Origin of the sequence: Leisingera sp. NJS204, from assembly GCF_004123675.1 — a bacterium.
Classification (GTDB): Bacteria; Pseudomonadota; Alphaproteobacteria; order Rhodobacterales; family Rhodobacteraceae; genus Leisingera.
Genome location: NZ_CP035417.1, coordinates 1,750,028 through 1,775,904, shown reverse-complemented (window position 1 = coordinate 1,775,904; position 25,877 = coordinate 1,750,028). Strand labels below are relative to the sequence as shown.

Sequence of the window (25,877 nt, the reverse complement as noted above, 5' to 3'; positions counted from 1 at the left end):
CGTGAACCCGGCGGCAGGCAAACGGAGAGAGTCTGCCCGGCGCCCCGTGCGCAAAGCAGCTCAGGAGGAAGAAGGAGGAGCCGCTCATGGCGGACCAAACCACAAATGCGGCAAAAACCGCCGAGGCCGATAAAGGCTATTGGGCGGCGAACGTGCGCATCATTCTTGTCAGCCTGGTGATCTGGGCTGTTGTTTCATTCGGCTTCGGCATTCTGCTGCGCCCTGCCCTGTCGGGCATCAGCGTCGGCGGCGCCGATCTTGGCTTCTGGTTCGCCCAGCAAGGCTCGATCCTGGTGTTCCTGGGGCTGATCTTTTTCTACGCGTTCCGGATGAACAAGCTGGACCGCGAATACGGCGTGGAGGAAGAATAAGATGGACCAGTTTACCATCAACCTGCTGTTTGTGGGCGCGTCCTTTGCGCTGTACATCGGCATCGCGATCTGGGCCCGCGCGGGTTCCACATCTGAATTCTATGCCGCCGGCCGGGGTGTTCACCCTGTAACCAACGGCATGGCCACTGCAGCCGACTGGATGTCGGCAGCCTCGTTCATCTCGATGGCGGGCCTCATTGCCTTTACCGGCTATGACAACTCCACCTTCCTGATGGGCTGGACCGGCGGCTATGTGCTGCTGGCGCTGCTGCTTGCCCCCTACCTGCGCAAGTTCGGCAAGTTCACCGTGTCCGAGTTCATCGGCGACCGGTTTTATTCCCCGACCGCGCGCATCGTGGCAGTGATCTGCCTGATTGTGGCCTCGACCACTTACGTGATCGGCCAGATGACCGGCGTCGGCGTCGCCTTTGGCCGCTTCCTGGAGGTCTCCAACACCACCGGCCTGCTGATCGGCGCCTGCGTTGTGTTCGCCTACGCCGTGTTCGGCGGCATGAAAGGCGTGACCTACACCCAGGTGGCGCAATACTGCGTGCTGATCATGGCCTATACTATCCCGGCCATCTTCATCTCGCTGCAGCTGACCGGCAATCCGGTTCCGGCACTGGGCCTGTTCGGCGATCACGCCGCATCCGGTGAACCGCTGCTGGCCAAGCTGGACGCCATTGTCCGCGAGCTGGGCTTTAATGAGTACACCGCGCATCATTCCGACACTTTCAACATGGTGCTGTTCACCCTGTCGCTGATGATCGGCACCGCGGGCCTGCCCCACGTGATCATGCGCTTCTTCACCGTGCCCAAAGTGGCTGATGCCCGCTGGTCGGCCGGCTGGGCGCTGGTGTTCATTGCCCTTCTGTACCTGACCGCACCGGCAGTTGGCGCCATGGCGCGTCTGAACATCACCGAGATGATGTGGCCCAATGGCGGCATTGAAGGCGGTGCTGTGACCGTGCAGCAGATCGAAAACGATCCGCAGTACGACTGGATGGCGACCTGGCAGAAAACCGGCCTGCTGGCCTGGGAAGACAAGAACGGCGACGGTGCGATCCAGTACTACAACGACAAATCCGAAGACCTGCAGGCAACTGCTGCGGCAAACGGCTGGGCCGGAAATGAGCTGACCAAGTTCAACCGCGACATCCTGGTGCTGGCCAACCCGGAAATCGCCAACCTGCCCAGCTGGGTGATCGGTCTGGTTGCTGCCGGCGGTCTTGCGGCTGCGCTGTCGACCGCGGCGGGCTTGCTGCTGGCAATCTCGTCTGCGGTATCGCACGACCTGATCAAAGGCTCGATCAACCCGCAGATTTCGGAAAAGAATGAGCTGCTGTCGGCCCGTATCGCCATGGGTGTGGCCATCGCGGTGGCCACCTATCTGGGCCTCAACCCTCCTGGCTTTGCTGCGCAGACCGTGGCGCTGGCGTTCGGCCTCGCTGCAGCCTCGATCTTCCCGGCGCTGATGATGGGCATCTTCACCAAGGTGAACAACAAGGGCGCCGTGGCCGGCATGCTGGCGGGTCTGGGTGTGACCCTGGTCTACATCTTCCTGCACAAAGGCTGGCTGTTCATCCCGGACACCAACTCCTTCACCGACGCAGACCCGCTGCTGGGCACCATCAAATCCACCTCCTTTGGTGCGGTTGGCGCGATGGTGAACTTTGCAGTCGCCTTCATCGTGTCGAAATCGACCGCAGCGATCCCCACCGAGATCGAAGAGCTGGTGGAAAGCGTCCGCATCCCGCGCGGTGCCGGAGTTGCGCAGGACCACTGAACCTCCCCTGGGCGGGCTGCCCTGCGGCCCGCCTTTTTCCTCATGGTCCCGTCCGGTTCTTACTGGCGGGGCCATTTTTTTCCTGATTTCATGCAGGTATGCCCATGCCCCTATCTGACGCCGCCTTGCTCCGCTTTCTGACTTCGGTTCACCCTTATGATAGCCTGGAGCCCGCGCTGCTGCAGGATCTGGCCTTCAAGTTCCAACAGATCGAGGCCGCCGCAGGCGATCCCGTCTATGCGCTGAACGAAGAGCTGGAAGGCCTTTACCTGGTCCACACCGGCGAAGTCGAAGTGACGGATGAAAACGGTATTCCCGTCTCGATCCTCGGCCCGCGCAATTCCTTCGGCGAGCGCGGGCTGACCCGCAGCGGCCGGGCGGTGACCTCAGCCCAGGCCACCACAGAGACGCTGCTGCTGTTGCTGCCCAAGGCAAAATTCCACGCCCTGATGGCAGATCAGCCGCAAGTCGCCAAATTCTTCGATCGCCGCCGCCCCGGCGCACAGGAGACCAGCAACCTGGCCACCACCCGCGTCGAGGCAATCATGGCGCGGGCGCCAGTCACCTGCTCCAACGGTATTACCTGCCAAAGTGCGGCACAGCTGATGCGCGACCACTTCATCTCCTCAGTCTGCGTGACCGACGGGGACAGGCTGCAAGGCATCCTCACCACGCGCGACCTGACCGGCAAGATCCTTGCCGCGGGCAAACCCATCTCCACCCCGGTCTGTAACGCGATGACCCCGGACCCGCTGACGCTGGCGCCCTCTGCCATCGGCTCGGATGTGCTGCACATGATGATGGAACACGGCATCGGCCATGTCCCGGTGGTTGAGGCCGGAAAGCTGGTCGGGATCGTCACCCAGACCGACCTCACCCGGTTTCAGGCGGTCAGCTCAGGCGAGATGGTCTCAAGCATCGCCCGTGCCGGAAATGCCGAAGACATGGCCAAGGTCACCGCTGAAATCCCGCGGCTTCTGCTGCAACTGGTCGCAAGCGGCAACCGGCATGAGGTGGCGACCCGGCTGATCACCGACATCGCCGACACCGTGACCCGCCGCCTGCTGGCGCTGGCCGAAGACACGCTGGGGCCTCCGCCTGTCCCCTACCTGTGGCTGGCCTGCGGTTCACAAGGGCGGCGCGAGCAGACCGGGGTGTCGGATCAGGACAACTGCCTGATCCTGTCCGACGATCTGGCGCCCGGCGATGAGACCTATTTCGAAGCGCTGGCCCGGTTTGTCTGCGATGGGCTGAACACCTGCGGTTACGTCTACTGCCCCGGCGACATGATGGCATCGAATGCGCGCTGGCGTCAGCCCATGCGCGTCTGGCGTGACTATTTCCGCGGCTGGATCGCCAAGCCGGTTCCAGAGGCGCAGATGCTGGCCTCGGTGATGTTTGACCTGCGCCCGATCGGCGGCGAGGCTGCGCTGTTCGAGGATCTGCAACAGGAGACCCTGAAGGCGGCCGGCGGCAATACGATCTTTACAGCACATATGATCGCCAACTCGCTGAAGCACACGCCGCCCTTGGGCCTGTTGCGCGGGCTGGCCACCATCCGCTCGGGCGAGCACCGAAACACCCTGGACATGAAACACAACGGCGTGGTGCCGGTGGTGGATCTGGGCCGGATCTATGCGCTGCAAAGCCGGCTGGACGCGGTCAACACCCGCGCCCGGCTGGAGGCGGCAGAGACCGCAGGGGGTCTCAGCCCTTCCGGCGCGCGCGACCTGCTGGACGCTTACGACCTGATCGCCCAGACCCGGCTGGAGCACCAGGCAGCACAAATCCGCAGCGGTCAGGCTCCGGACAACTATCTGGCGCCCTCGGATCTGTCGGATTTTGAGCGAAGTCATCTGCGGGACGCCTTTGTTGTGGTAAAGACTATGCAATCGGCGGCAGGCCACGGCAAAGCCATGCTAAGCTGACGATTGTGCCTGCGGAGAGCGCGGGAGCCTCCGGCGGGAGTATTTTGAGAAAGATGAAAGGGCCGGAGGCCCGCTGGGAGAGCATATGTTTCTGGAACTGATTGCGGTGATTTTTGCGGGTATTGCCGCCGCGGGCGTGGTGATGCTGCTGGGCAAGTTCCTGGGCGGGCGGCTGCCGCGCTGGCTGGCGCCGGTGGCGGCAGGGCTGGCAATGATCGCAGCCACCATTGCCTCGGAATACGGCTGGTACCCGCGCACGGCTGCGGCCCTGCCCGAGGGGCTGGTCATCGCGGACACGGTGGAAAACCAAAGCTTTTACCGGCCCTGGACCTATGCCGTGCCCTATGTCGACCGCTTTGCCGCATTGGATACCGCAACGATGAAAACCCATGCGGATCATCCGCAGATCTATCTTGGTGAACTGTATTTCTTTGGCCGCTGGGCCCCGGTCAGCAAATTGCCGGTCTGGCTGGACTGCGGCAGCGGCCGCCGGGCGCTGGCGGCTGGTGATGCGGGTTTTGCCGGCGGTCTTCCTGAAAACCTGGATTGGGTCGGCGGCGGCGGCGATGACCCGATCCTGGCAACTGCCTGCGGAGGGTAAAAGATGCTGGCACGCCTCAGCCTGCGTTTGCGGATTTTCCTGTTCTTCTGCCTGCTGGCGCTTGGCAGCATTTTTGTCACCGGCGGCGCATTGTGGCTTGGCTACAACCGGGCAGATCAACCTCTGCTGGCGGATGCCTTTGTCTTTTCGGGCCTGCTCAGCACATTCGCCATCCTTGGTCTTAGTGCCGCAGTCTGGCTGTTGTTTGACGAAAATGTCGCCAAGCCGATAGAGCGGCTGGCGGCGGGCATGCGCGCCCGCGCCCATGCCGGCGTGACCAAGGAACTGGACACCCGCGGCGCGCGGTACCTGGGCGATCTGGCAGCCGCCGCCGAGGGGCTGGCCGGGCAGTTGGGGGACTCGGCGCTGTCCGCGGCTGAGGCCATCGCCCGCGAAACCGAGCATCTGGAAGCCGAGAAGTCCCGCCTTGCGGCGCTGCTGACCGACATTCCCATTGCCACCGTCATGGCAAACCCCGCTCATCAGATCGTGCTTTATGACGGTCAGGCCGCCGCGGTTCTGGCGCAGGAAGCTCCGCCGCGGCTAAACGCGCCGCTGTCCGATTATCTGAACCTCACCGGGCTGGAGGCCGCCTATGGCCGGCTGGTGCGCAGCGGGCTGGAGGTCAAGGCCGAAGTCAAAAGCGCCAGCGGCACCCAGGTGTTCGATCTGCGGCTGAAACCCTTGGGCGGCGCGCCGGGCTATATCATCCTGTTCGAGGGCAGCCATGCCGGTCTGGCGCCTGAAGACGCGCGGCCGCTGGTCTATGATTTTGCACTGCTGGAAACCGATCACGCCGGGCTGGACAGCCGCAAACTCAGCCACCTCAGCTATGTGGTGTTTGATACCGAAACCACCGGTCTCTTGCCGCATAAGGACGAGATCGTGCAGATCGGCGCGCTGCGGATGGTGCGCGGCCGCATCATCGGCAGCGAGACCTTTGAAACCCTGGTCGATCCGGGCCGGCCGATCCCGGCGGCCTCAACCAAGGTGCATGGGGTCAGCGACGCCATGGTGCAGGGCGCGCCGGACATTGCCGAAGCTGCCCGTGCCTTTCACCGCTTTGCCTCGGACGCCGTGATCGTGGCCCACAATGCGCCCTTTGACATGGCCTTTCTGCACCGCCATGCCAAACGCACCGGCGTCAGCTGGGATCAGCCGGTACTGGATACGGTACTGCTCAGCGCGGTGCTGTTCGGCGCCTCGCAGAACCACACGCTGGACGCGTTGTGCGAACGGCTGGACGTCACCATCCCGCCTGCTTTGCGCCATACCGCCATGGGCGATGCCCGCGCCACAGCTGAGGTGTTCAGCAAAATGCTGGCGATGCTGGAGGCCCGCGGTCTCAGCACCTTTGGCGCGGTGCTGGAACAGACCCGCAAACACGGGCGCCTCATTGAAGACATGAACTAGGTAGACAATCGCCCCTATGCGTGGCAGGTCACTGCCCGGAACGGATAAAAGGCGCGCGACATGGCCGAAACCAGCTTTATCCCCGGGCCCGAGACCGCCCGGGACTACCGCGATGCGCTCGGCTGCTTTGGCACCGGGGTGACCGTTGTCACCACCATGACAGCGCGCGGCCCCCTGGCCATTACGGTCAATAGCTTTACCTCCGTGTCGCTGGATCCGCCGCTCTTGCTTTGGTGCCCGGCCAAAGCGTCCCTGCGCCATGATGCATTTGTTATGGCTGAGAATTTCGCCATTCACGTGATGGCAGAGGATCAGCTGGGCCTGGCCAAGCACTTCGCGGCCCGCGGCGAAGATTTCAGCGCTGCAGCATGGCAACTCAACGATCAGGGGGCGCCGGCGCTGGACGGGGTGATTGCCCGGTTTGATTGCCGCCGCTTTGCCGCCCATCTGGCGGGTGACCACACCATCATCATAGGCGAAGCGGCCAGCGTCACCACCCGTCCCGGCAAGGGGCTGATCTTCAAGCGCGGCCAGTATGGCGGGTTCCTGGAGCAAAGCTGAACAGCGGTGTCTCAGGCCAGGCCGCCTAGCCCCGGGCTTGCCCCAAGGCCTGCACCGCGGCGCTGGCGCTGCCCAGAACTGCAATCTCCTCCACCAATCCAGGGGTTCCTGCCTCATCTGCATCTTGCCCCGCCAGCAGATGCGGCAGCACGGCAGACGCGGACAAATCCATACCCGGTTCCATGCCGAGCGCCCGCTGCGGACAGATCGAAATGCACAAGCCGCATTGAAAACACAAGGATTCCACAAAGCTCAGTGCGCCGCCGTCTTCCGTCAGGCTCAAGGCATCCGACGGGCAAACCCAGACACAGCTGCTGCACTGATTGCACAGGTCTTCGTCCAAGCTGACGGAGCCGTATGGCGCCTGTTCCGGCAAGGCGACATGGTCCGCACTGGGTGGCAGAAGCGCCGCGGCGCTGGCCCTTGCGGTGTCCCTGCGGCTGCCAACCGCCAATATGTCCGGTGCGACCGAGGGAAACGGGAAAATGCCTGCCGCCAGCCGCATTGCCAGGGCCTCAGCCCCGTCAAACAGCAAAATCCGGCCTAACCCGCCCAGCACCTGCACCAACTCAACCTCCTGCTGCTGATGCAGCCTGCCGGCAGAGCTGGCGCAGGCCTGCACGTGAATGACATCGAAACCGCAGGCCAAGGCGTGCAGCAAATCAGTGTGCGTGATCTGCTGCAAGCAGCAGACCGAAACCGGTATCACGTCGCTCTGATGGGGCGCCGTCAGTTCCAGCCCCAGTGGTACTACTTCGTAAAGCAACAGAATTTGGACCCGCCCGGTCTCCAGCTTGCGCTGGTGCGCCGCCTGGCAGAGGTTCATCAGCGGCAGCTCGCAGCTTCTGCTGGCGACATCCAGTAACGCAGCCCGACCGTGCGCTGCGTACCGAGCGTGGCAGGCAGTGTCGTCTGGCTGAGGGCAAAGACACAAGTATTGCGGCGGGTAACCGGATTGCTTTTGCCGATCAGGGATATGAACACGTATCTCTCCCATAAGGAGAGACTATCACAATATCAAACACCTCAAGGGAGTAATTTTAAATTACCACCGAATTGTTGAAATTTTAACAATATTGCGCGGAAATCAAGCGGAAGACCCGCCGGTGTCCAGGACCCGGCGGATCTTCAATGCCTAAGCGCTGCCTATTTCAGCGCCGCATCGGTGATGGCATGGGACCAGGCGCCTTCCGGGGTCTTGGTGATTACCGGATCCGAACCGCCGCCCATCAGCGTTGACACTGTCCGCTCATAATCCGCCGGATCCAGCGCGCCGTTGCTGCCAGCGGTCAGCTTGGCAATTTCACCCATCATCCGCTTCTGGTGGGTTTCGGTCTGCGCACCGGAGGCATCATTGTCGAGAACGATCCCTGCCGCCTCATCCGGATGCTCCTCAGCGTATTTCCAGCCCTTCATTGAAGCACGCACAAAGCGCTCCATCTTGCCGGTGAACTCCGCATCGCTGAGGTTTTCTTCCAGCACGTACAGGCCGTCTTCCAGCGTCGCCACGCCCTGATCTTCGTATTTAAACGTGATCAGCTCATCGGCGCCGACCCCGGCATCAATGACCTGCCAGTATTCATTATAGGTCATAGTCGAGATGCAATCAGCCTGGCGCTGCAGCAGCGGATCAACGTTGAAGCCCTGCTTCAGAACTTCAACACCAGCCTCGCCCTTACCCTCGGTGGAAATGCCCAACTGGCTCATCCAGCTCATGAAGGGGAACTCATTGCCAAAGAACCACACACCCAGGGTGCGGTTGGCCAGATCGGCAGGCGCGGCAATGCCGGTGTCCTTCCAGCAGGTCAGCATCATGCCCGAGGATTTGAAGGGCTGCGCAATATTAACCAGCGGCAGGCCTTTTTCCCGTGCTGCCAGCGCCGCGGGCATCCATTCCACCGTCACATCCGCACCGCCGCCGGCAATCACCTGGGTCGGGGCAATATCCGGCCCGCCGGGCAGGATGGTGACATTCAGGTCCTCTTCCTCATAGAACCCCTTGTCCAGCGCCACGTAATAGCCCGCGAACTGTGCCTGGGTTACCCATTTCAGCTGCAGCGTCACATCATCCGCCGCCTGCGCCGCCCCCGCAGCGCCCAGTGCCAGCGCTGCCGCCGTCATCAGATGTTTCATGTCTCGTTCTCCCTATTGATTATGACTTGAAGCTTGCCCGGGTTTGACCATTCGTTCAAAGTTTTTTCTTTATAAGGCCGGCCGTTGACGGCACCCCGCGCAAGTTTTCCGCAAAACCGCCCCGCATCTGGCGGGGCGGCCCAATCTTCAGCCCCTCTGCGACGGGTGCCAAAAAGTCAGTGTTTTCTCAATCAGCGCCATCAGACCGTAAAAGGCCGAGCCTGCCAGTGCAGCCACCACAATCTCGGCCCAGACCATGTCCAGCGCCAGCTGGCCGACACTGGTAGAGATGCGAAAGCCCATGCCGACAGTAGGCGAGCCAAAGAACTCCGCCACAATCGCGCCGATCAGCGCCAGCGTGGTCGAGATTTTCAGCCCGTTGAACACAAAGGGCAGCGCCGCCGGCAGGCGCAGCTTGAAAAACGCCTGCCAGTAACTCGCCGCATAGGTCTGCATCAAGTCGCGCTGCATCGCTGAGGTCTCGCGCAGGCCCGCCACCGTATTCACCAGCATTGGAAAGAATACCATGACCACCACTACAGCAGCCTTGGAGTGCCAGTCAAAGCCGAACCACATCACCAGGATCGGTGCGGTGCCGACAATCGGCAGCGCTGCAATGAAGTTCCCCACCGGCAGCAGACCCCGGCGCAAAAAGTCGCTGCGGTCCACCAGGATCGCAGTCAGAAACGCCGCGCCGCAGCCGATCACATAGCCGCCAAGCGCGCCCTTCAGGATGGTCTGGGCAAAATCCGCCCACAGAATTGGGATGCTGGAGACAAAGCGCACCGCGATTACGGAGGGAGCCGGCAGGATCACCAAAGACACGTCCATCCCGCGCACCAGCAACTCCCAGACCACCAGAACAGTGGTGCCGAAGATCGCGGGCACCAACAGCTGCACTGCGCGGGTTTTCGCGGCTGGACTGTTTGCCAGACGGCTGTTCAGCCACCACCCCAAACACCAGACTAGCACGGCTAGAACAACCATCACCATGACAGCACCCCCTTGTTCTTCTGGCCAGAAACGTCCCGGGTGAGCCGTGCAGCGGCAAGGGCTGAGCCCTCTGTCCATCGCTTGATCATGCGCTTACCCCCATGCGTTTCAGAACCAGCCGCTCGATCAGCCCGAGCAATGCCACCAGCGCCGCGGCCAGGATCGCCGCCGCAAACAGCGCCGACCAGATCTGCACGGTCTGCCCGTAGTAGCTGCCGGCCAGCAGCCGCGCGCCAAGCCCCGCAACCGCGCCGGTCGGCAGCTCTCCCACGATGGCCCCCACCAGCGAGGCGGCAATGCCGATCTTCAGCGAGGCAAACAGATACGGCATCGAGGACGGCAGCCGCAGCTTCCAGAACCCCTGATTTGTATTGGCGTTATAGGTTTTCAAAAGGTCCAGCTGCATCGTATCCGGCGCCCGAAGGCCCTTCACCATGCCAACAACCACCGGGAAGAAACTCAGATAGGCCGAGATCACCGCCTTTGGGATAATCCCCTGCACTCCGATGGAATACAGCACCACAATGATCATCGGTGCCAGCGCGATGATCGGGATGGTCTGGCTGACAATCGCCCAGGGCATCACCGACATATCCATAACACGGGAATGCACAATCCCCACCGCCAGCAGAATGCCCAGCCCGGTGCCGATGGCAAAGCCTAAGAGCGTGGCGCTCAGCGTCACCTGCGCATGATAGATCAGGCTGCGTTTCGAGGTGATCTTCTTTTCCACTGTGGTCTGCCACAGCTCGACCGCCACCTGATGCGGGGCCGGCAAGCGCGGACGCTGCTGCACCCAGGTTTCGCCAATAGCAAATGTGTTTTTCGCCACCAGCCCGATTTCGCTCATGTACCGGCGCTCTTTGGCAGTAGCCGGTGTGACCTCTGCCCCTGTCCGCTCTGCCTGATCAAGCACACCCTTGATGTTCATCGGGACGCAAGCGGCGTACCAGAGTGCGATGATGGCAGCGAGCACAGTAAAGACTGCAACAAAGCTCTTCATGACCCGCCCCCGCCCCGCGCCAATTTTCTGCGCAGAAAATTGACCGGATAATTGGAATTTTCCGATGCCGCAAATGATGCCCCCGCCTGTGTACAAGCAGTGTTCAGGGGCTGCATGTCCGGTGCCGCCGTATTTGGCTGGTTGATATCAGTCATCGCCATGACCCGCCCGCAGACCTTCGCGCACCCGATGCGCAATTTCGATGAACTCCGGGCTGTCCCGGATATCCAGAGGACGGTCTTTCGGCAGGGTGCTATCTATCACATCATGGATACGGCCCGGCCGCGGCGACATCACCACGATCTTGGTCGACAGATACACCGCTTCAGGGATGGAATGGGTGACAAAACCGATGGTCTTGTTGGTCCGCGCCCAAAGCTTCAGCAGCTGCTCATTCAGATGGTCACGCACGATCTCGTCCAGCGCCCCGAACGGTTCATCCATCAAGAGGATATCAGCATCGAACGCCAGCGCCCGCGCTATGCTGGCCCGCTGTTGCATCCCGCCCGACAACTGCCAGGGAAACTTACCGCCAAACCCTGTTAATTCAACAAGTTCCAGCACCTGATTAACGCGTTTTTCCTGCTCCGCCCTGGAATACCCCATGATCTCCAGCGGCAGCTTGATGTTCTTGGCAATGGTCCGCCACGGGTAAAGCCCCGCCGCTTGAAACACATAGCCATAGGCGCGGTTGCGGCGCGCCTCGTCCGGTGTCATGCCATTAACGCTCAGGCTGCCGCCGGTGGGTGTCTCCAGTGCCGCGATACAGCGCAAGAACGTCGTCTTGCCGCAGCCTGACGGCCCGATAAAGGAGACAAAATCGCCCCTGTTGATCTCCAGGCTGATGTCCTTCAGTGCATGCACTGGACCGTCGTTTGTCTCAAACGTCAGATCCAGGTTCCGGGCCTTGATCACACAGTCTGCGGGGGCTGGATCGGAAGCGGCGGCCTCGGGTAAGATTGCCTGGGTGGTCGGTTCCATATTCATATCTTCGCCTTGATTTCACACAGGAAAACGGGCCGCCGATACCGGCAGCCCGCTCCTGGATTTAAACACCTGTTGCCGGGATTCCGGTGCGTTCCACCGGGCGCGGCGCTGTTAGCTCTTTCCACGTGCTAAGCGCCTTGTTGACCGTTGTGTTCGCCTCCCGCGAGACGAACTTGCCGTGGCCCTCCTGGCACTTGATCTCGCCGTCATGCACCGCCACATGGCCGCGGGTCAGGGTAAAGCGCGGCAGGCCCTTCACCTCATGTCCTTCAAACACGTTGTAATCAATCGAGGACTGCTGAGTACCGGCCGTGATCGTCTTGGTCTTCTTCGGATCCCAGACCACCAGGTCCGCATCGGCACCAACCAGAACCGCACCCTTTTTCGGATAGCAATTCAATATCTTGGCGATGTTTGTAGACGTTACAGCGACAAATTCATTCGGAGTAATCCGCCCGGTTTCAACGCCATGGGTCCACAGCATCGGCATCCGGTCCTCCAGCCCGCCGGTGCCGTTCGGGATCTTGGTGAAATCGCCCATACCTGTCCGCTTTTGCTCAGTAGTAAAGGCGCAGTGATCGGTGGCCACAACTGACAGAGAACCCGACTGCAGGCCGGCCCACAGGCTGTCCTGATGCTGCTTGTTGCGGAACGGCGGCGACATCACCCGGCGGGCAGCGTGGTCCCAATCCTTGTTGAAATACTCGCTTTCATCCAGCGTCAGATGCTGGATCAGCGGCTCGCCCCAAACCCGTTTGCCCTGCATCCGGGCGCGGCGGATGGCCTCGTGGCTGTCCTCGCAAGAAGTATGCACCACATAGAGCGGCACGCCTGCCATATCGGCAATCATAATCGCCCGGTTGGTGGCCTCACCCTCAACCTGCGGCGGCCGGGAATAGGCGTGTGCCTCGGGGCCAGTATTGCCTTCTGCCAGCAGTTTGGCCGACAGTTCTGCCACCACATCGCCGTTTTCGGCATGCACCATAGCAATGCCGCCCAGCTCTGCCAGCCGCTGGAACGAAGAATACAGCTCGTCATCATTCACCATCAGCGCGCCCTTATAGGCCATGAAGTGCTTAAAGGTGTTGATGCCGCGCTCCTGGATCACCGTCTTGATGTCGTCAAAGACCTGCTCGCCCCACCAGGTCACCGCCATGTGGAATGAGTAATCGCAATTGGCGCGGGTCGATTTGTTGTCCCAGCGCTTCAGCGCATCCAGCAGGCTCTCGCCTGGATTGGGCAGCGCAAAATCCACCACCATAGTGGTGCCGCCCGCCAGCCCGGCACGGGTGCCGCTTTCAAAATCATCCGTGCTGTAGGTGCCCATGAAAGGCATCTCCAGGTGGGTATGCGGATCAATCCCGCCCGGCATCACAAAACAGCCGGTGGCATCCAGCTTCTCGTCGCCTTTCAGGTTCGGGCCGATCTGCGTGATCACCCCGTTTTCAACCAGAACATCCGCCTTATAGGTCAGATCGGCGGTCACGATAGTGCCGTTCTTGATGACTTTACTCATGGCTATAACTCCCTGAATCGGGGCGTTTATTCACGCCTCCCGTTATTTCTTCCGCTGTCTGGCGCAGCTCTTTTCATCTTTTCCGGAAATACTCCGGGGGAAGCGGCCCAACGGGCCGCGGGGGCAGCGCCCCCTACTCCACGATCCCCGCCGTCTCGACCACCGCATGGAACAGCACATTGCCGCCGGCCTCCGCCCAGTCCTTGCTGATCTCCTCGGCCTCGTTGTGGCTCAGACCATCAACGCAGGGGCACATCACCATCGCGGTCGGTGCAACCCGGTTGATCCAGCAGGCATCATGGCCCGCGCCGGAAATCAGATCCTGATGTGAATAGCCCAGCCGCTCTGCCGCACTGCGCACAGCAGTGACGCAGCCCTCGTCAAAGGTAACGGGATCAAAGCCGCCTACCTTCTCAAACTCGACCTCCACGCCCATCGCTTCGGCAATCTGGGCGCCCTTTTCGTGCAGCTGATTTTCCATATCGGTGATCACGTCCAGTTCCGGGCTGCGGAAATCGACGGTAAACACCACCTTGCCGGGGATCACATTGCGCGAGTTCGGATAAACATCGATATGACCCGCTGCCCCGACAGCATGCGGCGCGTGGCCCCAGGCAATTTCGTCCACGGTTTCCAGGATCCGCGCCATTGCCAGCCCCGCGTTGCGGCGCATCGGCATCGGGGTGGAGCCGGTATGCGCATCCTTGCCAGTCACCGTCACCTGGGTCCAGCTAAGGCCCTGGCCATGGGTCACCACACCGATGTCCTTACCCTCGGCCTCCAGGATCGGCCCCTGTTCGATGTGCAGCTCAAAGAAGGCGTGCATCTTGCGGGCGCCGGTTTCTTCCTCGCCGCGCCAGCCGATGCGTTTCAGCTCATCCCCGAATTTCTTGCCCTCGGCATCTTCACGGCCGTAAGCCCAGTCCTGGGTATGGATGCCCGCAAAGACACCCGAAGACAGCATTGCAGGCGCATAGCGCGTGCCCTCCTCATTGGTGAAATTGGTGGCCACGATCGGATGCTTGGTCTTGATGTTCATGTCGTTGAGCGAACGGATCAGCTCCAGCCCTGCCAGCACCCCCAGCACCCCGTCATATCTGCCGCCGGTCGGCTGGGTGTCCAGGTGCGAGCCCACATAGACTGGAAGCGCGTCCGGATCGGTGCCTTCCCTGCGGGCAAACATATTGCCCATCTGATCCAGCCCCATGGTGCAGCCGGCATCTTCGCACCATTTCTGAAACAGCGCGCGGCCCTCGCCATCTTCGTCCGTCAGCGTCTGACGGTTGTTGCCGCCCGCGACGCCCGGGCCGATTTCGGCCATCTCCATCAGGCTGTCCCACAAACGGTCGCCATTGATCTTCAGATTCTGTCCAAGCGACGTCATCTCAGCTTCCTTCCCTGTGCGCCCGTCTTTGCAGGCTTCAATCGGCTTTGCGCCGTTAGGTGGCTTTGAGTGCTGGCCAGGTCAGAGCGCCGGTTCTCTCGAGTCCGGGCAATGATTTGACCAACTGGTCAAACTCACGCTATCACGGGTTCACTATCAGTCAAGAAATTGCCGCACAGCCCTTGAAAAAATCGGCTCTTTTGCCGGAAACAGGTGAAATTCCGCGCTTCAGCTGGCAGAAGGCGGCAGAAACAGACAGGGACAGACATGCCTGCAGACCGCGCGCCAACCCGAATTCAGAAAAAGAATCGCGCCGCCATCCTGGAGGCTGCGCTGGACGTGTTTTCCAGCCACGGATTCCGCGGCTCCACAGTGGACCAGATCGCTAAGGCCGCCGGCCTGTCAAAGCCGAACCTGCTTTACTACTTCCCCTCCAAGGAAGCGATCTTCAACGAACTGATGTCAGGCTTGCTGGATACCTGGCTCGACCCATTGCGGGCATTGGATCCGGAAGGCGAACCATTGGACGAAATCCTCGCCTATGTGCAGCGCAAACTGCAAATGAGCCGGGATTTTCCGCGCGAAAGCCGACTGTATGCCAATGAGATTGTACAGGGTGCGCCCCGGCTGCAAGATGTGATCGCCAGCGACCTGAACGGGCTGGTGGAGGAAAAGGCACAGCTTTTGCAAGGCTGGATGGATGGCGGCCGGATCAATCGCGCGCATCCCAAACATTTGCTGTTTTCGATCTGGTCGCTGACCCAGCATTACGCGGATTTCGATGCCCAGGTGCGCACATTGATGGGGGACGAGGACCCGTTCGATGCAGCGCCGCAATACCTGGAAACCTTGTACCGGCGGATGCTTACACCGCAAAGCTGACCCTTGACTGCCAAACGTGACAAAGCGCTCCCGCCTCCGCAGAAACCATCAGCCTTGCTGATGTTTACTGAACGGCGTTGGGCCCGGCACCGCGCCTTGCGCGGTGCCGGGCCCAACGGGAGGAGCGCCTCCGGCAGGAGGCCGACGACGGGCGGGAGAACACCCGGAGCCAGCTCAGGCGGCGGATTACTCCGCAGCCGTGGCTGCCGGGTTGTTCGGATGTGTTGTCCAATTGGCGTAATCGTCCGAGACAACCTCGCCGGTGCGCTCGTCAATCCGGCCCGCGGCCACTTCTTCCATGGTGATACAGCCCTCGACCGGGCAGACATTCACACAAAGATTGCAGGCGACGCATTCGTCGTCCTTAACTGTGAACACCCGGTCCTCGCTCATCGCAATCGCCTGATGCGAAGTGTCCTCGCAGGCTGCAAAACAGCGGCCGCAACTGATGCAATCGTCCTGATTGATCTTGGCCTTGGCCACGAAATTCAGGTCCAGATACTGCCAGTCGGTCACATTCGGAACCGCCATGCCGATGAAGTCCTGGGTAGAGGTGTAGCCCTTTTCATCCATCCAGGTGGACAGGCCCGAGATCATTTCCTTGACCACATTGAAGCCATAGGTCATCGCCGCAGTGCAAACCTGCACGTTGCCGGCCCCCATCGCCATGAACTCAGCCGCATCGCGCCAAGTGGTAACGCCGCCAATCGCCGAAATCGGCAGGTTGCGGGTTTGCGCATCGCGGGCAATCTCTGCCACCATATTCAGCGCAATCGGTTTCACCGCCGGGCCGCAATAGCCGCCATGGGTGCCCTTGCCGCCAATCGTCGGCTCCGGCGCCATGCTGTCGAGATCCACCGAAGTGATCGAATTGATGGTGTTGATCAGGCTGACCGCATCGGCCTTGCCCGCATGTGCCGCCCGCGCCGGCTGGCGGATGTCTGCGATATTCGGCGTCAGCTTCACAATCACCGGTTTGGAGTAGTATTTCTTGCACCACTCGGTGACCATCTGGATGTATTCCGGCACCTGCCCCACAGCAGAGCCCATGCCACGCTCGGCCATGCCATGCGGGCAGCCGAAGTTCAGCTCAATCCCGTCCGCGCCGGTGGCCTCGACCTGCGGCAGGATGTCTTTCCAGGCCTGTTCTTCGCACGGCACCATGATCGAGACGATGATGGCGCGGTCCGGATAGTCTTTCTTGACCCGGGTGATTTCCTCCAGATTGGTCTGCAGGGGGCGGTCTGTGATCAGCTCAATGTTGTTCAGCCCCAGCAGCCGCCGGTCGGCACCCCAGATCGCGCCGTAACGCGGGCCGTTCACATTGACCACCGGCGGGCCTTCGGCACCCAGCGTCTTCCAGACCACACCGCCCCAGCCGGCCTCAAAAGCGCGGCGGACGTTGTATTCTTTGTCGGTTGGCGGCGCCGAGGCCAGCCAGAACGGGTTCGGGGATTTGATCCCCAGAAATTCTGTTGTCAGATCAGCCATTTGATCTCTCCTCTTCAGGCTAGCTTGGCGCAATCAACTTGCGCCGCGCTGGCTCAGCCCATCAGGCTGGAGTGAATATCCATTGCAGCGTCGCGACCCTCGGCCACGGCAGTCACGGTGAGGTCCTCGCCACCCGAGGCGCAGTCGCCCCCGGCCCAGACCCCGGCCATAGAAGTCCGTCCGGTCTCTGAGACCTTGATTTTGCGGCCCTCAAGCTCCAGCGCGTCAGGCTGGCCTTCCAGTGTCTGGCCAATGGCCTTGAACACCTGATCTGCAACCAGACGCACGGTCTCGCCGGTGCCGGAAACCTTGCCGTCCGCAACCGCAGTATACTCCAGTTCGATCTCAGCAGCAGCACCGTTGCCAAGAACCGCCTTGGGCATGACATTGAACATCAGTTTCACCCCCTTGGAGGCGGCCAAATCCTGCTCGAACCGGCTGGCGCCCATGTCCTCACGCCCGCGGCGGTAGGCTATGGTGACGTTTTCAGCGCCCAGCAGTTTTGACTGCACAGCAGCGTCCACTGCGGTCATTCCGCCGCCGATCACCACCACATTGCGGCCCACGGGCAGCGCGGTCAGGTCCTCCGCCTGGCGCAGCTCAGCAATGAATTCCACAGCGTCGCGCACGCCGTCCTTATCCTCACCAGGCGCACGCAGGGCATTGACCCCGGCCAGACCGATTGAAAGAAACACCGCGTCATAGCCGGACGCCAGCCCGTCCAGCGACAGGTCCGCGCCCAGCTTCTTGCCGTAATCCATTGTAATGCCGCCGATTTGCAGCAGCCAGTCTACCTCGCGCGCAGCAAAGCCGTTGGTGGATTTATAGGCCGCAATGCCAAATTCATTGAGGCCGCCGGCCTTGGATTTGGCATCATAAACCACCACGTCATGGCCAAGCATCGCCAGCCGGTGCGCCGCAGAAAGACCCGCCGGACCTGCCCCGACAACAGCGATCTTTTTGCCGGTTGCTTCGGCGCGGGTGAAAGGATGCACGCCCTTCTCCATCAGCGTGTCGGTGGCAAAGCGCTGCAGGCGGCCGATCTCAACCGGCTTGCCTTCGGCGGTTTCACGCACGCAGACTTCTTCGCAAAGCGTCTCGGTCGGGCAGACCCGGGCGCACATGCCGCCAAGGATGTTCTGGTCCAGAATAGTCTTGGCCGCGCTTTCGGCATGGCCCGCCTGGATTTCCCGGATGAACTGTGGAATGTCGATACTGGTCGGACAGGCCGTCATGCAAGGCGCGTCATAGCAGAAATAGCAGCGATCCGCCGCCACTGCTGCCTCATGCGCGTCATAGGCTGGGTGCAGGTCCGAGAAATTCTCAGCAATTCCAGCAGCGTCCAAACGCGCTGCCTGAATGCCGGATGCCTGATGGCTGGTCGCCATTGGGTGTCTCCCTGATTATTACATTCTTCTTGCCTATTAGACTGCCACAGTCTGATTTTTTATCAACTGGTAAAATTTTTACTTGGCGAAAAAAAATGCCGCCCCAGCAGGAACGGCATTCAAAGATTTGATTTCAGGGCAAAAACGCGTTGCCGGCCTAGGCTGTCATTTGCGCAAGATGGCCGGTTTTCACCCAGACATGTGCACCTTCAGCGCCAGCCGTGGCCACTAAGCGGCTGCCCGGCGGCAGCCGAAGCCAGTCCCAGCGCGTGAACGCTTCATCGTTTTCGCTAAAGCTGCCATGCACCACAAACACCTCTACGCCGCCAGGGGCATCCAGGTTAATCGCCTGCCCCGGCGCCCAGATTTGCAGGGTCACCGTTTCAACACTGTCCTGAAACAGCTCTTGCTGCGCTGCAGTGCCGGAGATGCGGGTTTTCACTTCGGTCCGGTCGGCTGGATCGAACTGGTGCAGCTTCACCAGGATCACTGCCCCTTCGGCCGCAGCAGGCGTGTGGCTGGTGGTCGGCGGGTTCCGGATGTAGGAGCCTTCGGGGAAATCCCCGTGTTCGTCCTGGAACACACCGTCCAGTACCAAAAATTCCTCGCCGCCGTCATGCACATGCGGTGCAAAGGCAGAACCCGGTGCAAACCGGACTATGGTGGTGGCGCGGGCCACTTCCTCGCCAACGCGGTCCAGCATCTTGCGCTCTACCCCAGGCGCCGGGCTTGCCACCCAAGGTGTTTCATCGAAATGCACCGCTGCCCGTTTGGTGAAAACGGCGTTGATCCGCATGTCGCTCTCCCCTGGCTCTGCGCCTTGGAATGTGGCGTCCGGCACGGCCCATGGAAAGAGCGCTCACGAAACCGTGTGACGCATCGCGTCAAGCGGACAGTACGGCCGTGGCTTCGATTTCCACCTTTGCCTCATCCTCGACCAAAGCCGAAACGACCACCATAGTCATCGCCGGAAAGTGATAACCCATCACCGCACGGTAGGCTTTTCCGACTTCTGCCTGATGGGCGAGATATTCGGCCTTGTCGGTCACAAACCAAGTGAGCCGGGTGATATCCTGCGCAGACCCGCCTGCGGCTTCGACCACTTCCAGAATATTCTGCAGTGCCTGGCTCATCTGGCCGATGAAACCCTGTGCCTCAAACACCTGATCCGCGGTCCAGCCGATCTGGCCGCCGACAAACAGCAGCTTGCCCTCGGCCACCATGCCGTTGGCATAACCTTTGGCGGGCTTCCACCCTTCGGGATGCACGCTGATGGCTGGCATGACGGGGCTCCTTTGCTGATGCGGCCTGCCAGCGACCATACCGTTGCCACCGTATTTATTTCAAGCTTAAAACTTATCGCACTGAAGTTCATTACCCTAAGGCCATTGGCCGCACGGGGAGACGCCCGCACAGCCAAGGCCCCAATTACAGCAGCACGCCGTATTCTTCCTGTGCAAACAAGGGGACCGCCCCGGCGTCCGGCTCATCCAGGCCGCCGACCAGAATGGTCACCGTCGCCTCGGAGGTGCCGCCCTGCCCATCGAAAATCGTGTAGGTAAAGCTGTCTTCCAGCACTTCACCGTCAGAGAGCGACTGGATGCCGCCGGCAGCGGTCGGATCGTAAAACAGGGTATCCGTTTCCGCATCATAGGACACCAAAGCACCGTATTCACTGGTACTGGCAGCAAGAGCAAACGTCAGAGCATCTGCATCCGGATCGCTGTCATTGGCCAGCAGATCAAGCACTGCAATTTCAGCAACTTCATCTTCAAAACCATAAGGCAGTTCAACGGGGGAGCCATCGCCTTCGAATACAGTGTACTTTAACGAGTCACCACTATGGTGATCCCCCCAGGTGATGATGAACCGTCCGCCCTCAAGCGCCTCGATTTCGTAATAGCTTTGTGTATCCATGGTTTGCTGGTTGACCACGAATTCATCACCTTGCGGCTCGCCTTCTGAACTGAAAACCCGCGCCCAAACACCTGGATGCCTGGCCCATGCAGCCTCTGCCGGATCGCTGTCTCCCGGTGCGCCCCAGACAATAACGAAATTGCTATCATCAAGCCACGCAACTTTTGGAGGGCTGTCGCCGGACCCGCCGGCCGCATCTTGATGGACCTGAAATTCATCGACCAGTACCTTTCCCTCGTGGTCGATGATTTTTGCAAAATAGGCAGTACTGCCGGAAACATCCGGGTCATAGAACTTCCAAACAACAAGCAACTGCCCGTCCGGCCCTTCCGTTATGTCCGGGAAACTGTCCAGCTGGCCTGCGGGCTTGGTGACATCAAATTCAGCAGCAGCGGTGTTGCCGGTTTCATCGAACAATTGAACCTTGATCGTCTTTGAACCTCCGGAACGGTAATAAGGCTCATAGTCAGGCTGAGACCAAGCAACTGCATACCCGCCGCTTTCAAGAGCGATCACCGAAGGAACGATAGGGGCGCCAATATCAGGCAGATTGTAAACAACCTCGTCCCCGATTTTTCTGCCGTTGTTGTCAAACAAAGCTATGCGAAAATCGGTCTCCTGAGCAGAAGTCGTCCAAACTGCGACGAAGCCGCCACCTTTCAGTGCGGTTATCTCTGCGTCTTTGACAGTTTCATCAGAAGCTTCATTGACCGCCAATTCCTGACTTACTGCATTGCCTTCTTTGTCAAAAATACGGACCGAAAACTCATTTTTGGCATCATCAGTGTCATAGTTGCTGCCCCACCCGATCACAATATTACCATCGCTGAGAACTGTGACTTCCGGATCAACCTGATAACCCTCAGTGAAACTGTTCACGAGGAACGTTTCAGCAATTACACTGCCGTCGGCATCATAGATTTTGGCCCAAATGTCTGATCTTTCATCGGTTCCTGTGACCTCATGCGCCTGCCAGACAACAACAAAGCCCCCATCCTTCATCCCGGCCACGGTTGTCCCCCCAGGAAGAATGGCCCCCACCCCTTGGACAGTCCATTCAGGCGAAGGAGTATAGCCGCCGAAAGGCCTCAGACCGCCGTTCAGGTCGTCGTCATCTGCGACAGGCACATCATTTTCACCAGTGAGGGTCACATTTACCGTGGCCTGAGAACGGTTCCCAAAGGCATCTGTTACGTAGTAAGTGAAGCTGTCCTCAAAGACATCCCCCTCTTTCAGGCCTTGCAGCAGGTCATCGGCGTTGTAGGTGACGATACCGCCGTCGAAGTCCACCCGAAGACCGCCGGCGCTCACGTCATCGACGCGAACGCGGGAGGTACCGGCGAGCGTTTCTGCGTCGTTCTCCAGCAGTGTTTCCAGCGATATTGCAAGCGGGCCTTCGCCTTCTGCCGTGATCTGATCATCCTGCAGCTGCAATCCGACTGGCGCATTCAGATCAAGGAGAAGCCCGTCTTCTTCAAACAGAAGCGCCTCGACCCCGAGAAGCGTGTCAGTCCCCTGCCCCCCTCGCTGCCCGCGCGCGATGTGATATACGCCTTGCCGCGGCCGCCGTTGTAGCGGCTCAGATCAAGGTCGTAGTCCTGAAAGCTTCCACTCAGCACCACGGTGTCATAGCCACGCCCGGCGTTGACATAGTCATCACCCGCGCCGCTGCTGATCCGGTCATCCCCGTTGCCGGTCTGGATGCGGTCATTGCCACCGCCGGAAGAAATATCATTGCCGCCGTTCCCGGTTTTGATGCTGTCGGCGCCGTCCCCGGTTTCAATTGCATTTTGCCCGTGTCCAACCTTGATCTTGTGTTGCCGCCAAGTGACGTGATCGTGTTGTTGCCGTCTCCAAACTGGATTGCATCCTTGCCGGCACCAGTCTGAACTGCGTTGTTGCCGTGACCCGCTTTGACCGCATTGTCACCGCCGCCTGCGACAATCATGTTATCGCCGTCACCGGCCCTGAGATTGTCCTTTCCGGTACCGGTTTCGACTGTGTTGCTGCCATCGCCCAGTTTGACGCGGTTGTTCCCGGCCCCTGCATGAATACGGTTGTTGCCGTCGCCAGCCTGGATAACATCGTTCAATCCAGCGGTAGTGATCTCGTTATCGCCGCTGCCGGCCTTGATCTGTGCGCGGCCGTCCAGCAGCTGGAAAACGTTATTGCCATCGCCGGCCGTGATTTTGTTCGCGCCCCCGGCAACGGTGATACTGTTGTTACCTTCGCCGGTTTGGATCCTGTCTTTGCCGGCTCCTGTGGCAATCTGGTTATCCCCGTCGCCCGTGGTGACGGAGTTGTTGCCGGCGCCTGCATCAATAGTGTTGCTGCCATCACCGGCCGTGATACTGTTCTTTCCATCCCCGGCGGAAATACGGCTGGTCCCCTCCTCAACAATAATCTTGTCGTGGCCGCTGCCAGCCGTGATCGTGTTAACGCTGTCCCACAGATCGCTTGCAGTAATTTTGTTGTTGCCGCTGCCGGCATTGATCACATTACTGCCAGCCCCGACAATCACGGCATCATTGCCGCTGCCTGTACTGATCCGGTTGCCGCCGTCGCCGGCATTGATCTTGTTCTTGCCGCCGCCTGCGTGAACTCGTTGGCGCCATCTCCAACGAGAATTTGATCGTTGCCATCAGCCGCTTCGATCTTGTTGTTGCCATCTCCGGCAAGGATCTTGTTGCCGCCGGCGCCTGCCATAATAACGCAACGCTCGTCGTCCGCCAGCATCCGGTCACCCCTGCTGGTGCCGGTAATGCTCTTTTTGCTGTTCATAATCCCACTCTGAAGCTACCCGGCTGTGACGCTATCCGGCCAGCCCTTTCGAGAGTGTTAAGGAAAAGTGTTCAATTCTATACAACCAAGGACTGCAAGCCGGCAATTTAAATGGCAAGTCTATCCAAAGATAGGACCGCCCGTGCTCAGATACTTGTCTTCTTAAAGACCGCTTCGGGAATGTTACGGATAATCAGCATGATCAGCTGCCACACAGGCCGCACATACACAACATTCCGGCCTTTGGATGCGGCGGCGGTGATTGCTTTTGCCACCTCTTCAGGTTGCGCAGTCAACTTGGCCGGCAAGTCCATGCCCTCGGTCATTTGCGTGGCGACAAACCCGGGCAGCACGGTGACAACATGAACACCTTTGCGGGCCAGCCGGTTGCGAAGCCCGGATAGGAATGCGGTAAAGCCGGCCTTGGCCGACCCATAGACGTAATTGGACGCTCTGCCGCGCTCACCGGCGACTGAACTGATGCCCACCAGCGTGCCGGTGCCGCGCTGCTCGAACCGGTTGGCAAGAGCCGCCAGAATGCTCGCCGGGCCCTCAAAGTTACTGCGCAGCACCTGGGCTGCTTGCTGGGGCGTCTGTTCGCATTCCGCCTGATCGCCCATGTAGCCGATGGCGCAAACCGCTATGCCCGGCAGCTCAGGCAGTGCATCGGCAAAACCCTCGTGATCTTCCAGCGCCAGCGCATCGAATTCATGCAGACTCACCGGCACGCCATGGCGCAGTTCAAGATCCGTTTTTTCAGCCCCGAGCGTGTCCGCCCGGCGGGCGGCAAGCTGTACTGGATGCCCTTGTGCGGCAAAGGCATGGGCCACGGCCAAGCCGATGTCCGAACGGGCGCCAAGGATCAGAACAGGAGATTTTGTCATAGCGAAAGCCTTTGCGATTGTGCGGACTGAAACGACGGGTGCAGCCCGGAGGATTGCCGCATTCCGGTGAAGCCCGCAGCCCTGGGATCCGCCGCGCGCAAAGTGTCCGCGTGCATCCGGCTGTCCTTGGCCAGGTAGAACCGGCCGCCATGGGCAATGGTGATCCGGTCCAGTTCCTCCATCAGCGCCAGGCTGCGCGGATTGACCGGGAAATCCAGCGCCAGCGTGTAGCCTTCCATGGGAAAGGAGAACGGGCTGTCCTGCGGTCCCAGCCGCTTGAGCACCGCCAGGAAAGACCCCTGCCCGGCAGCCGAGATCGCCTGCAGCAGTCTGCGCAGGCCGGACCGGGTGCTGTCGAGCGGCAGTACACATTGAAACTGGGCAAACCCCTTGCGCCCGTAAATCCGGTTCCAGCCAAGCAATGCATCAAGCGGGAAAAAGTAGCGGTTCCAGTCGGTAATCAGCATCCCGGCCTTGCGGGCGCCCGCCCAGTAGTAGGCCGAATTGAAGGCCCGGACACTGAAGCGGTTCAGCGAAAAAGAGGGGAACACCGGCGGCACCTGCCGGGTCTTTGCACTGGCGATGGCATAGGGGGCGGCCGCCTGTTGCGCGCTCAGGTCCTGCAACTCCGCATGTTCACCCAGCATAACAAGCGAGCGGCCCAGCGAGCGGCCTTCCGACAGGCAATCGATCCACGCCACCGAATAGGTTGCGCTGGCCGACCGCTCGAAGATTTCGATTGCGGCATCCAGGTTTGCGGCCGGCTGTGTCTGCTGCCGGATCCAGGCCGACGGCACCGCCCGCAGCCTGATCGCGGCCCTGACAATGATCCCGGTGAGCCCCATGCCACCGGCAGTCCAGCCGAACAATTCGCTGTTCTCCTGCGCCGAACAACGGCGCAGCGTGCCGTCCGGCCCCATGACATCCACCCAGTCCAGGCAATTGCGGAAACTGCCCTCCTTATGGTGGTTCTTACCATGCACATCCGCTGCGATCGCTCCGCCAAGGGTCACAAACTTGGTGCCGGGCACCACTGCTGGAAACCACCCGCGCGGCAGGAAGGCCGAGATGATATCGCCCAGCAACACCCCGCTTTCCGCCACCAATTGCCCGGTTCCGGCGTCAAACGAGATCATCCTGTTGAAATGCCGCATGTGTAATGTCGCCGGCAGGCCGATAGCGCTGTCGCCATATGCACGGCCATTGCCGCGGGCAATGACCGAGGGGTGACCGGCGATCATGGTTTGCAGTTCAGCCTCATTCCGGGGGGCCATAAGCTGTGCCCGTGCCACCGGGTAGTTCCCCCAGCCTGACAGCATTGTCATTCCGTCTCCTTTGCGCCCTGAGTGAACACAAAATGCCGGTCCAGCTGGTATTTCACAGTATAGCCGATCACCAGCCCGAGGACAGCTCCGGCCTCGCGCGCACCATCAGTTCCCCAAGTTATCCAAAACAGCGTTTCCGTAATCCAGAACACCGCTGTGGTTGCGACACCCATCAAGGCATACAGCGAAAAGGTACGCCCCTGATGCTTGAGACCGCTATGCTGATCAAAGAAGATCCAGCGCTTATCCAGCAAGTATTTAACAACCAGCCCGGCCAGGGTGCCCGCTGCCATGGCAGCGGTGAAATGCGCAGCACTTTCACCCAATTGCAGGACCGCGCGCTGGGTGGCGAGATTGACCGCGGTGGCAACAACCGCAAAGGCCGTGTAGCGGACCAGAAGCTGCTGCAATGTCATAGCGCGCAGCCCCGGACCGCAACAGCCAGTACAATCAGACTGAACGACAAAAACACCAAGGTGGATTGCATCTGCGTCACAGCGCCCGGCAAATGCGCGCTCCGCCTCTGAAACAGC

26 protein-coding genes are annotated in these 25,877 nt (G+C 60.5%); 7 read left to right on the top strand and 19 right to left on the bottom strand.

The genetic code is table 11. The annotated features are described in order from the left end of the window. The first annotated feature begins 86 nt into the window (after window positions 1–86). From ETW24_RS08755 to ETW24_RS08730, 6 genes are all read left to right on the top strand, one after another. Entirely contained in the window at window positions 87–371 is a 285-nt protein-coding gene (locus ETW24_RS08755; RefSeq protein ID WP_129370675.1) for a DUF4212 domain-containing protein, read from the top strand. 1 nt (window position 372) lies between these two features. Beyond that, window positions 373–2,157, top strand: coding sequence for a sodium:solute symporter family protein (locus ETW24_RS08750; RefSeq protein WP_129370674.1), 1,785 nt, complete (start codon window positions 373–375; stop codon window positions 2,155–2,157). A gap of 104 nt (window positions 2,158–2,261) precedes the next feature. Then, on the top strand, window positions 2,262–4,085 hold the full coding sequence (locus ETW24_RS08745) for a DUF294 nucleotidyltransferase-like domain-containing protein (protein WP_129370673.1): 1,824 nt from the start codon (window positions 2,262–2,264) through the stop codon (window positions 4,083–4,085). Window positions 4,086–4,170: 85 nt separating this feature from the next. Beyond that, on the top strand, window positions 4,171–4,686 hold the full coding sequence (locus ETW24_RS08740; RefSeq protein WP_129370672.1) for a hypothetical protein: 516 nt from the start codon (window positions 4,171–4,173) through the stop codon (window positions 4,684–4,686). Between the two features lie 3 nt (window positions 4,687–4,689). After that, window positions 4,690–6,099: a 3'-5' exonuclease gene (locus ETW24_RS08735; RefSeq protein ID WP_129370671.1), complete on the top strand. Its 1,410-nt coding sequence runs from the start codon at window positions 4,690–4,692 to the stop codon at window positions 6,097–6,099. A 60-nt stretch (window positions 6,100–6,159) separates the two neighbouring features. After that, complete coding sequence (locus ETW24_RS08730) at window positions 6,160–6,660, top strand: flavin reductase family protein (RefSeq protein ID WP_129370670.1); 501 nt, start codon at window positions 6,160–6,162, stop codon at window positions 6,658–6,660. A 25-nt stretch (window positions 6,661–6,685) separates the two neighbouring features. Here ETW24_RS08730 and ETW24_RS08725 read toward each other — a convergent pair whose 3' ends face one another. From ETW24_RS08725 to ETW24_RS08695, 8 genes are all read right to left on the bottom strand, one after another. Next, window positions 6,686–7,486: a 4Fe-4S binding protein gene (locus tag ETW24_RS08725; protein WP_254695728.1), complete on the bottom strand. Its 801-nt coding sequence runs from the start codon at window positions 7,484–7,486 to the stop codon at window positions 6,686–6,688. Beyond that, window positions 7,486–7,644, bottom strand: a complete 159-nt coding sequence (locus tag ETW24_RS24255; protein ID WP_164982655.1) for a hypothetical protein — start codon at window positions 7,642–7,644, stop codon at window positions 7,486–7,488. The genes ETW24_RS08725 and ETW24_RS24255 overlap by 1 nt, the downstream gene beginning before the upstream one ends. A 162-nt stretch (window positions 7,645–7,806) precedes the next feature. Then, entirely contained in the window at window positions 7,807–8,793 is a 987-nt protein-coding gene (locus ETW24_RS08720) for an ABC transporter substrate-binding protein (RefSeq protein ID WP_129370669.1), read from the bottom strand. 147 nt (window positions 8,794–8,940) lie between these two features. Then, window positions 8,941–9,786 (bottom strand): ABC transporter permease, encoded by an 846-nt coding sequence (locus tag ETW24_RS08715; protein ID WP_129370668.1) that lies wholly within the window; start codon window positions 9,784–9,786, stop codon window positions 8,941–8,943. Between the two features lie 85 nt (window positions 9,787–9,871). Further along, the gene (locus ETW24_RS08710) at window positions 9,872–10,789 is read right to left on the bottom strand and encodes an ABC transporter permease (protein ID WP_129370667.1); all 918 of its coding nucleotides are present in this window, start codon (window positions 10,787–10,789) and stop codon (window positions 9,872–9,874) included. A gap of 147 nt (window positions 10,790–10,936) precedes the next feature. Then, window positions 10,937–11,776, bottom strand: a complete 840-nt coding sequence (locus ETW24_RS08705) for an ABC transporter ATP-binding protein (RefSeq protein ID WP_129370666.1) — start codon at window positions 11,774–11,776, stop codon at window positions 10,937–10,939. Window positions 11,777–11,837: 61 nt separating this feature from the next. Next, window positions 11,838–13,292 carry a dihydropyrimidinase gene (gene hydA, locus ETW24_RS08700; protein ID WP_129370665.1) on the bottom strand — a complete coding sequence of 485 codons (1,455 nt, stop codon included), beginning with the start codon at window positions 13,290–13,292 and terminating at the stop codon, window positions 11,838–11,840. A 133-nt stretch (window positions 13,293–13,425) separates the two neighbouring features. Then, a complete protein-coding gene (locus ETW24_RS08695; RefSeq protein WP_129370664.1) occupies window positions 13,426–14,676 on the bottom strand; it encodes a Zn-dependent hydrolase in 1,251 nt (416 codons plus the stop codon). 267 nt (window positions 14,677–14,943) lie between these two features. Here ETW24_RS08695 and ETW24_RS08690 point away from each other — a divergent pair, with 267 nt between their 5' ends. Next, entirely contained in the window at window positions 14,944–15,558 is a 615-nt protein-coding gene (locus ETW24_RS08690) for a TetR family transcriptional regulator C-terminal domain-containing protein (protein ID WP_129370663.1), read from the top strand. A gap of 186 nt (window positions 15,559–15,744) precedes the next feature. Here the strand turns inward: ETW24_RS08690 and preA are convergent, their stop codons facing one another. The 11 genes from preA to ETW24_RS08640 all read right to left on the bottom strand — a co-directional run bounded on the left by preA (window position 15,745) and on the right by ETW24_RS08640 (window position 25,760). Beyond that, complete coding sequence (preA, locus tag ETW24_RS08685) at window positions 15,745–17,049, bottom strand: NAD-dependent dihydropyrimidine dehydrogenase subunit PreA (RefSeq protein WP_129370662.1); 1,305 nt, start codon at window positions 17,047–17,049, stop codon at window positions 15,745–15,747. 53 nt (window positions 17,050–17,102) lie between these two features. Next, the gene (locus ETW24_RS08680; protein ID WP_129370661.1) at window positions 17,103–18,437 is read right to left on the bottom strand and encodes an NAD(P)-dependent oxidoreductase; all 1,335 of its coding nucleotides are present in this window, start codon (window positions 18,435–18,437) and stop codon (window positions 17,103–17,105) included. 157 nt (window positions 18,438–18,594) lie between these two features. Next, window positions 18,595–19,233, bottom strand: a complete 639-nt coding sequence (locus ETW24_RS08675) for a cupin domain-containing protein (RefSeq protein ID WP_129370660.1) — start codon at window positions 19,231–19,233, stop codon at window positions 18,595–18,597. A gap of 88 nt (window positions 19,234–19,321) precedes the next feature. After that, window positions 19,322–19,720, bottom strand: a complete 399-nt coding sequence (locus ETW24_RS08670; RefSeq protein ID WP_129370659.1) for a RidA family protein — start codon at window positions 19,718–19,720, stop codon at window positions 19,322–19,324. 145 nt (window positions 19,721–19,865) lie between these two features. Continuing rightward, window positions 19,866–21,788, bottom strand: a complete 1,923-nt coding sequence (locus ETW24_RS08665; RefSeq protein WP_129370658.1) for an Ig-like domain-containing protein — start codon at window positions 21,786–21,788, stop codon at window positions 19,866–19,868. Window positions 21,789–21,802: 14 nt separating this feature from the next. Beyond that, window positions 21,803–22,030, bottom strand: coding sequence for a hypothetical protein (locus ETW24_RS25205; RefSeq protein ID WP_368075959.1), 228 nt, complete (start codon window positions 22,028–22,030; stop codon window positions 21,803–21,805). Beyond that, on the bottom strand, window positions 21,967–22,851 hold the full coding sequence (locus ETW24_RS08660) for a calcium-binding protein (protein ID WP_129370657.1): 885 nt from the start codon (window positions 22,849–22,851) through the stop codon (window positions 21,967–21,969). Before ETW24_RS08660 ends, ETW24_RS25205 begins: the two co-directional genes overlap by 64 nt. A 20-nt stretch (window positions 22,852–22,871) precedes the next feature. Next, the gene (locus tag ETW24_RS08655; RefSeq protein WP_129370656.1) at window positions 22,872–23,135 is read right to left on the bottom strand and encodes a hypothetical protein; all 264 of its coding nucleotides are present in this window, start codon (window positions 23,133–23,135) and stop codon (window positions 22,872–22,874) included. Window positions 23,136–23,281: 146 nt separating this feature from the next. Further along, complete coding sequence (locus ETW24_RS08650; RefSeq protein WP_129370655.1) at window positions 23,282–24,019, bottom strand: SDR family oxidoreductase; 738 nt, start codon at window positions 24,017–24,019, stop codon at window positions 23,282–23,284. Continuing rightward, the gene (locus ETW24_RS08645; RefSeq protein ID WP_129370654.1) at window positions 24,016–25,344 is read right to left on the bottom strand and encodes an FAD-binding oxidoreductase; all 1,329 of its coding nucleotides are present in this window, start codon (window positions 25,342–25,344) and stop codon (window positions 24,016–24,018) included. Before ETW24_RS08645 ends, ETW24_RS08650 begins: the two co-directional genes overlap by 4 nt. Continuing rightward, window positions 25,341–25,760, bottom strand: coding sequence for a GtrA family protein (locus ETW24_RS08640; RefSeq protein WP_129370653.1), 420 nt, complete (start codon window positions 25,758–25,760; stop codon window positions 25,341–25,343). Before ETW24_RS08640 ends, ETW24_RS08645 begins: the two co-directional genes overlap by 4 nt. Between the last annotated feature and the right edge of the window lie 117 nt (window positions 25,761–25,877).

What these genes read in the sequence shown, in the direction of transcription:
- ETW24_RS08755 (WP_129370675.1), top strand. Translation starts at nt 87, where the DNA reads ATGGCGGACCAAACCACAAATGCGGCAAAAACCGCCGAGGCCGATAAA.
- ETW24_RS08750 (WP_129370674.1), top strand. Translation starts at nt 373, where the DNA reads ATGGACCAGTTTACCATCAACCTGCTGTTTGTGGGCGCGTCCTTTGCG.
- ETW24_RS08745 (WP_129370673.1), top strand. Translation starts at nt 2,262, where the DNA reads ATGCCCCTATCTGACGCCGCCTTGCTCCGCTTTCTGACTTCGGTTCAC.
- ETW24_RS08740 (WP_129370672.1), top strand. Translation starts at nt 4,171, where the DNA reads ATGTTTCTGGAACTGATTGCGGTGATTTTTGCGGGTATTGCCGCCGCG.
- ETW24_RS08735 (WP_129370671.1), top strand. Translation starts at nt 4,690, where the DNA reads ATGCTGGCACGCCTCAGCCTGCGTTTGCGGATTTTCCTGTTCTTCTGC.
- ETW24_RS08730 (WP_129370670.1), top strand. Translation starts at nt 6,160, where the DNA reads ATGGCCGAAACCAGCTTTATCCCCGGGCCCGAGACCGCCCGGGACTAC.
- ETW24_RS08725 (WP_254695728.1), bottom strand. Translation starts at nt 7,486, where the DNA reads ATGAACCTCTGCCAGGCGGCGCACCAGCGCAAGCTGGAGACCGGGCGG.
- ETW24_RS08720 (WP_129370669.1), bottom strand. Translation starts at nt 8,793, where the DNA reads ATGAAACATCTGATGACGGCGGCAGCGCTGGCACTGGGCGCTGCGGGG.
- ETW24_RS08715 (WP_129370668.1), bottom strand. Translation starts at nt 9,786, where the DNA reads ATGGTGATGGTTGTTCTAGCCGTGCTAGTCTGGTGTTTGGGGTGGTGG.
- ETW24_RS08710 (WP_129370667.1), bottom strand. Translation starts at nt 10,789, where the DNA reads ATGAAGAGCTTTGTTGCAGTCTTTACTGTGCTCGCTGCCATCATCGCA.
- ETW24_RS08705 (WP_129370666.1), bottom strand. Translation starts at nt 11,776, where the DNA reads ATGAATATGGAACCGACCACCCAGGCAATCTTACCCGAGGCCGCCGCT.
- hydA (WP_129370665.1), bottom strand. Translation starts at nt 13,292, where the DNA reads ATGAGTAAAGTCATCAAGAACGGCACTATCGTGACCGCCGATCTGACC.
- ETW24_RS08695 (WP_129370664.1), bottom strand. Translation starts at nt 14,676, where the DNA reads ATGACGTCGCTTGGACAGAATCTGAAGATCAATGGCGACCGTTTGTGG.
- ETW24_RS08690 (WP_129370663.1), top strand. Translation starts at nt 14,944, where the DNA reads ATGCCTGCAGACCGCGCGCCAACCCGAATTCAGAAAAAGAATCGCGCC.
- preA (WP_129370662.1), bottom strand. Translation starts at nt 17,049, where the DNA reads ATGGCTGATCTGACAACAGAATTTCTGGGGATCAAATCCCCGAACCCG.
- ETW24_RS08680 (WP_129370661.1), bottom strand. Translation starts at nt 18,437, where the DNA reads ATGGCGACCAGCCATCAGGCATCCGGCATTCAGGCAGCGCGTTTGGAC.
- ETW24_RS08675 (WP_129370660.1), bottom strand. Translation starts at nt 19,233, where the DNA reads ATGCGGATCAACGCCGTTTTCACCAAACGGGCAGCGGTGCATTTCGAT.
- ETW24_RS08670 (WP_129370659.1), bottom strand. Translation starts at nt 19,720, where the DNA reads ATGCCAGCCATCAGCGTGCATCCCGAAGGGTGGAAGCCCGCCAAAGGT.
- ETW24_RS08655 (WP_129370656.1), bottom strand. Translation starts at nt 23,135, where the DNA reads ATGAACAGCAAAAAGAGCATTACCGGCACCAGCAGGGGTGACCGGATG.
- ETW24_RS08650 (WP_129370655.1), bottom strand. Translation starts at nt 24,019, where the DNA reads ATGACAAAATCTCCTGTTCTGATCCTTGGCGCCCGTTCGGACATCGGC.
- ETW24_RS08645 (WP_129370654.1), bottom strand. Translation starts at nt 25,344, where the DNA reads ATGACAATGCTGTCAGGCTGGGGGAACTACCCGGTGGCACGGGCACAG.
- ETW24_RS08640 (WP_129370653.1), bottom strand. Translation starts at nt 25,760, where the DNA reads ATGACATTGCAGCAGCTTCTGGTCCGCTACACGGCCTTTGCGGTTGTT.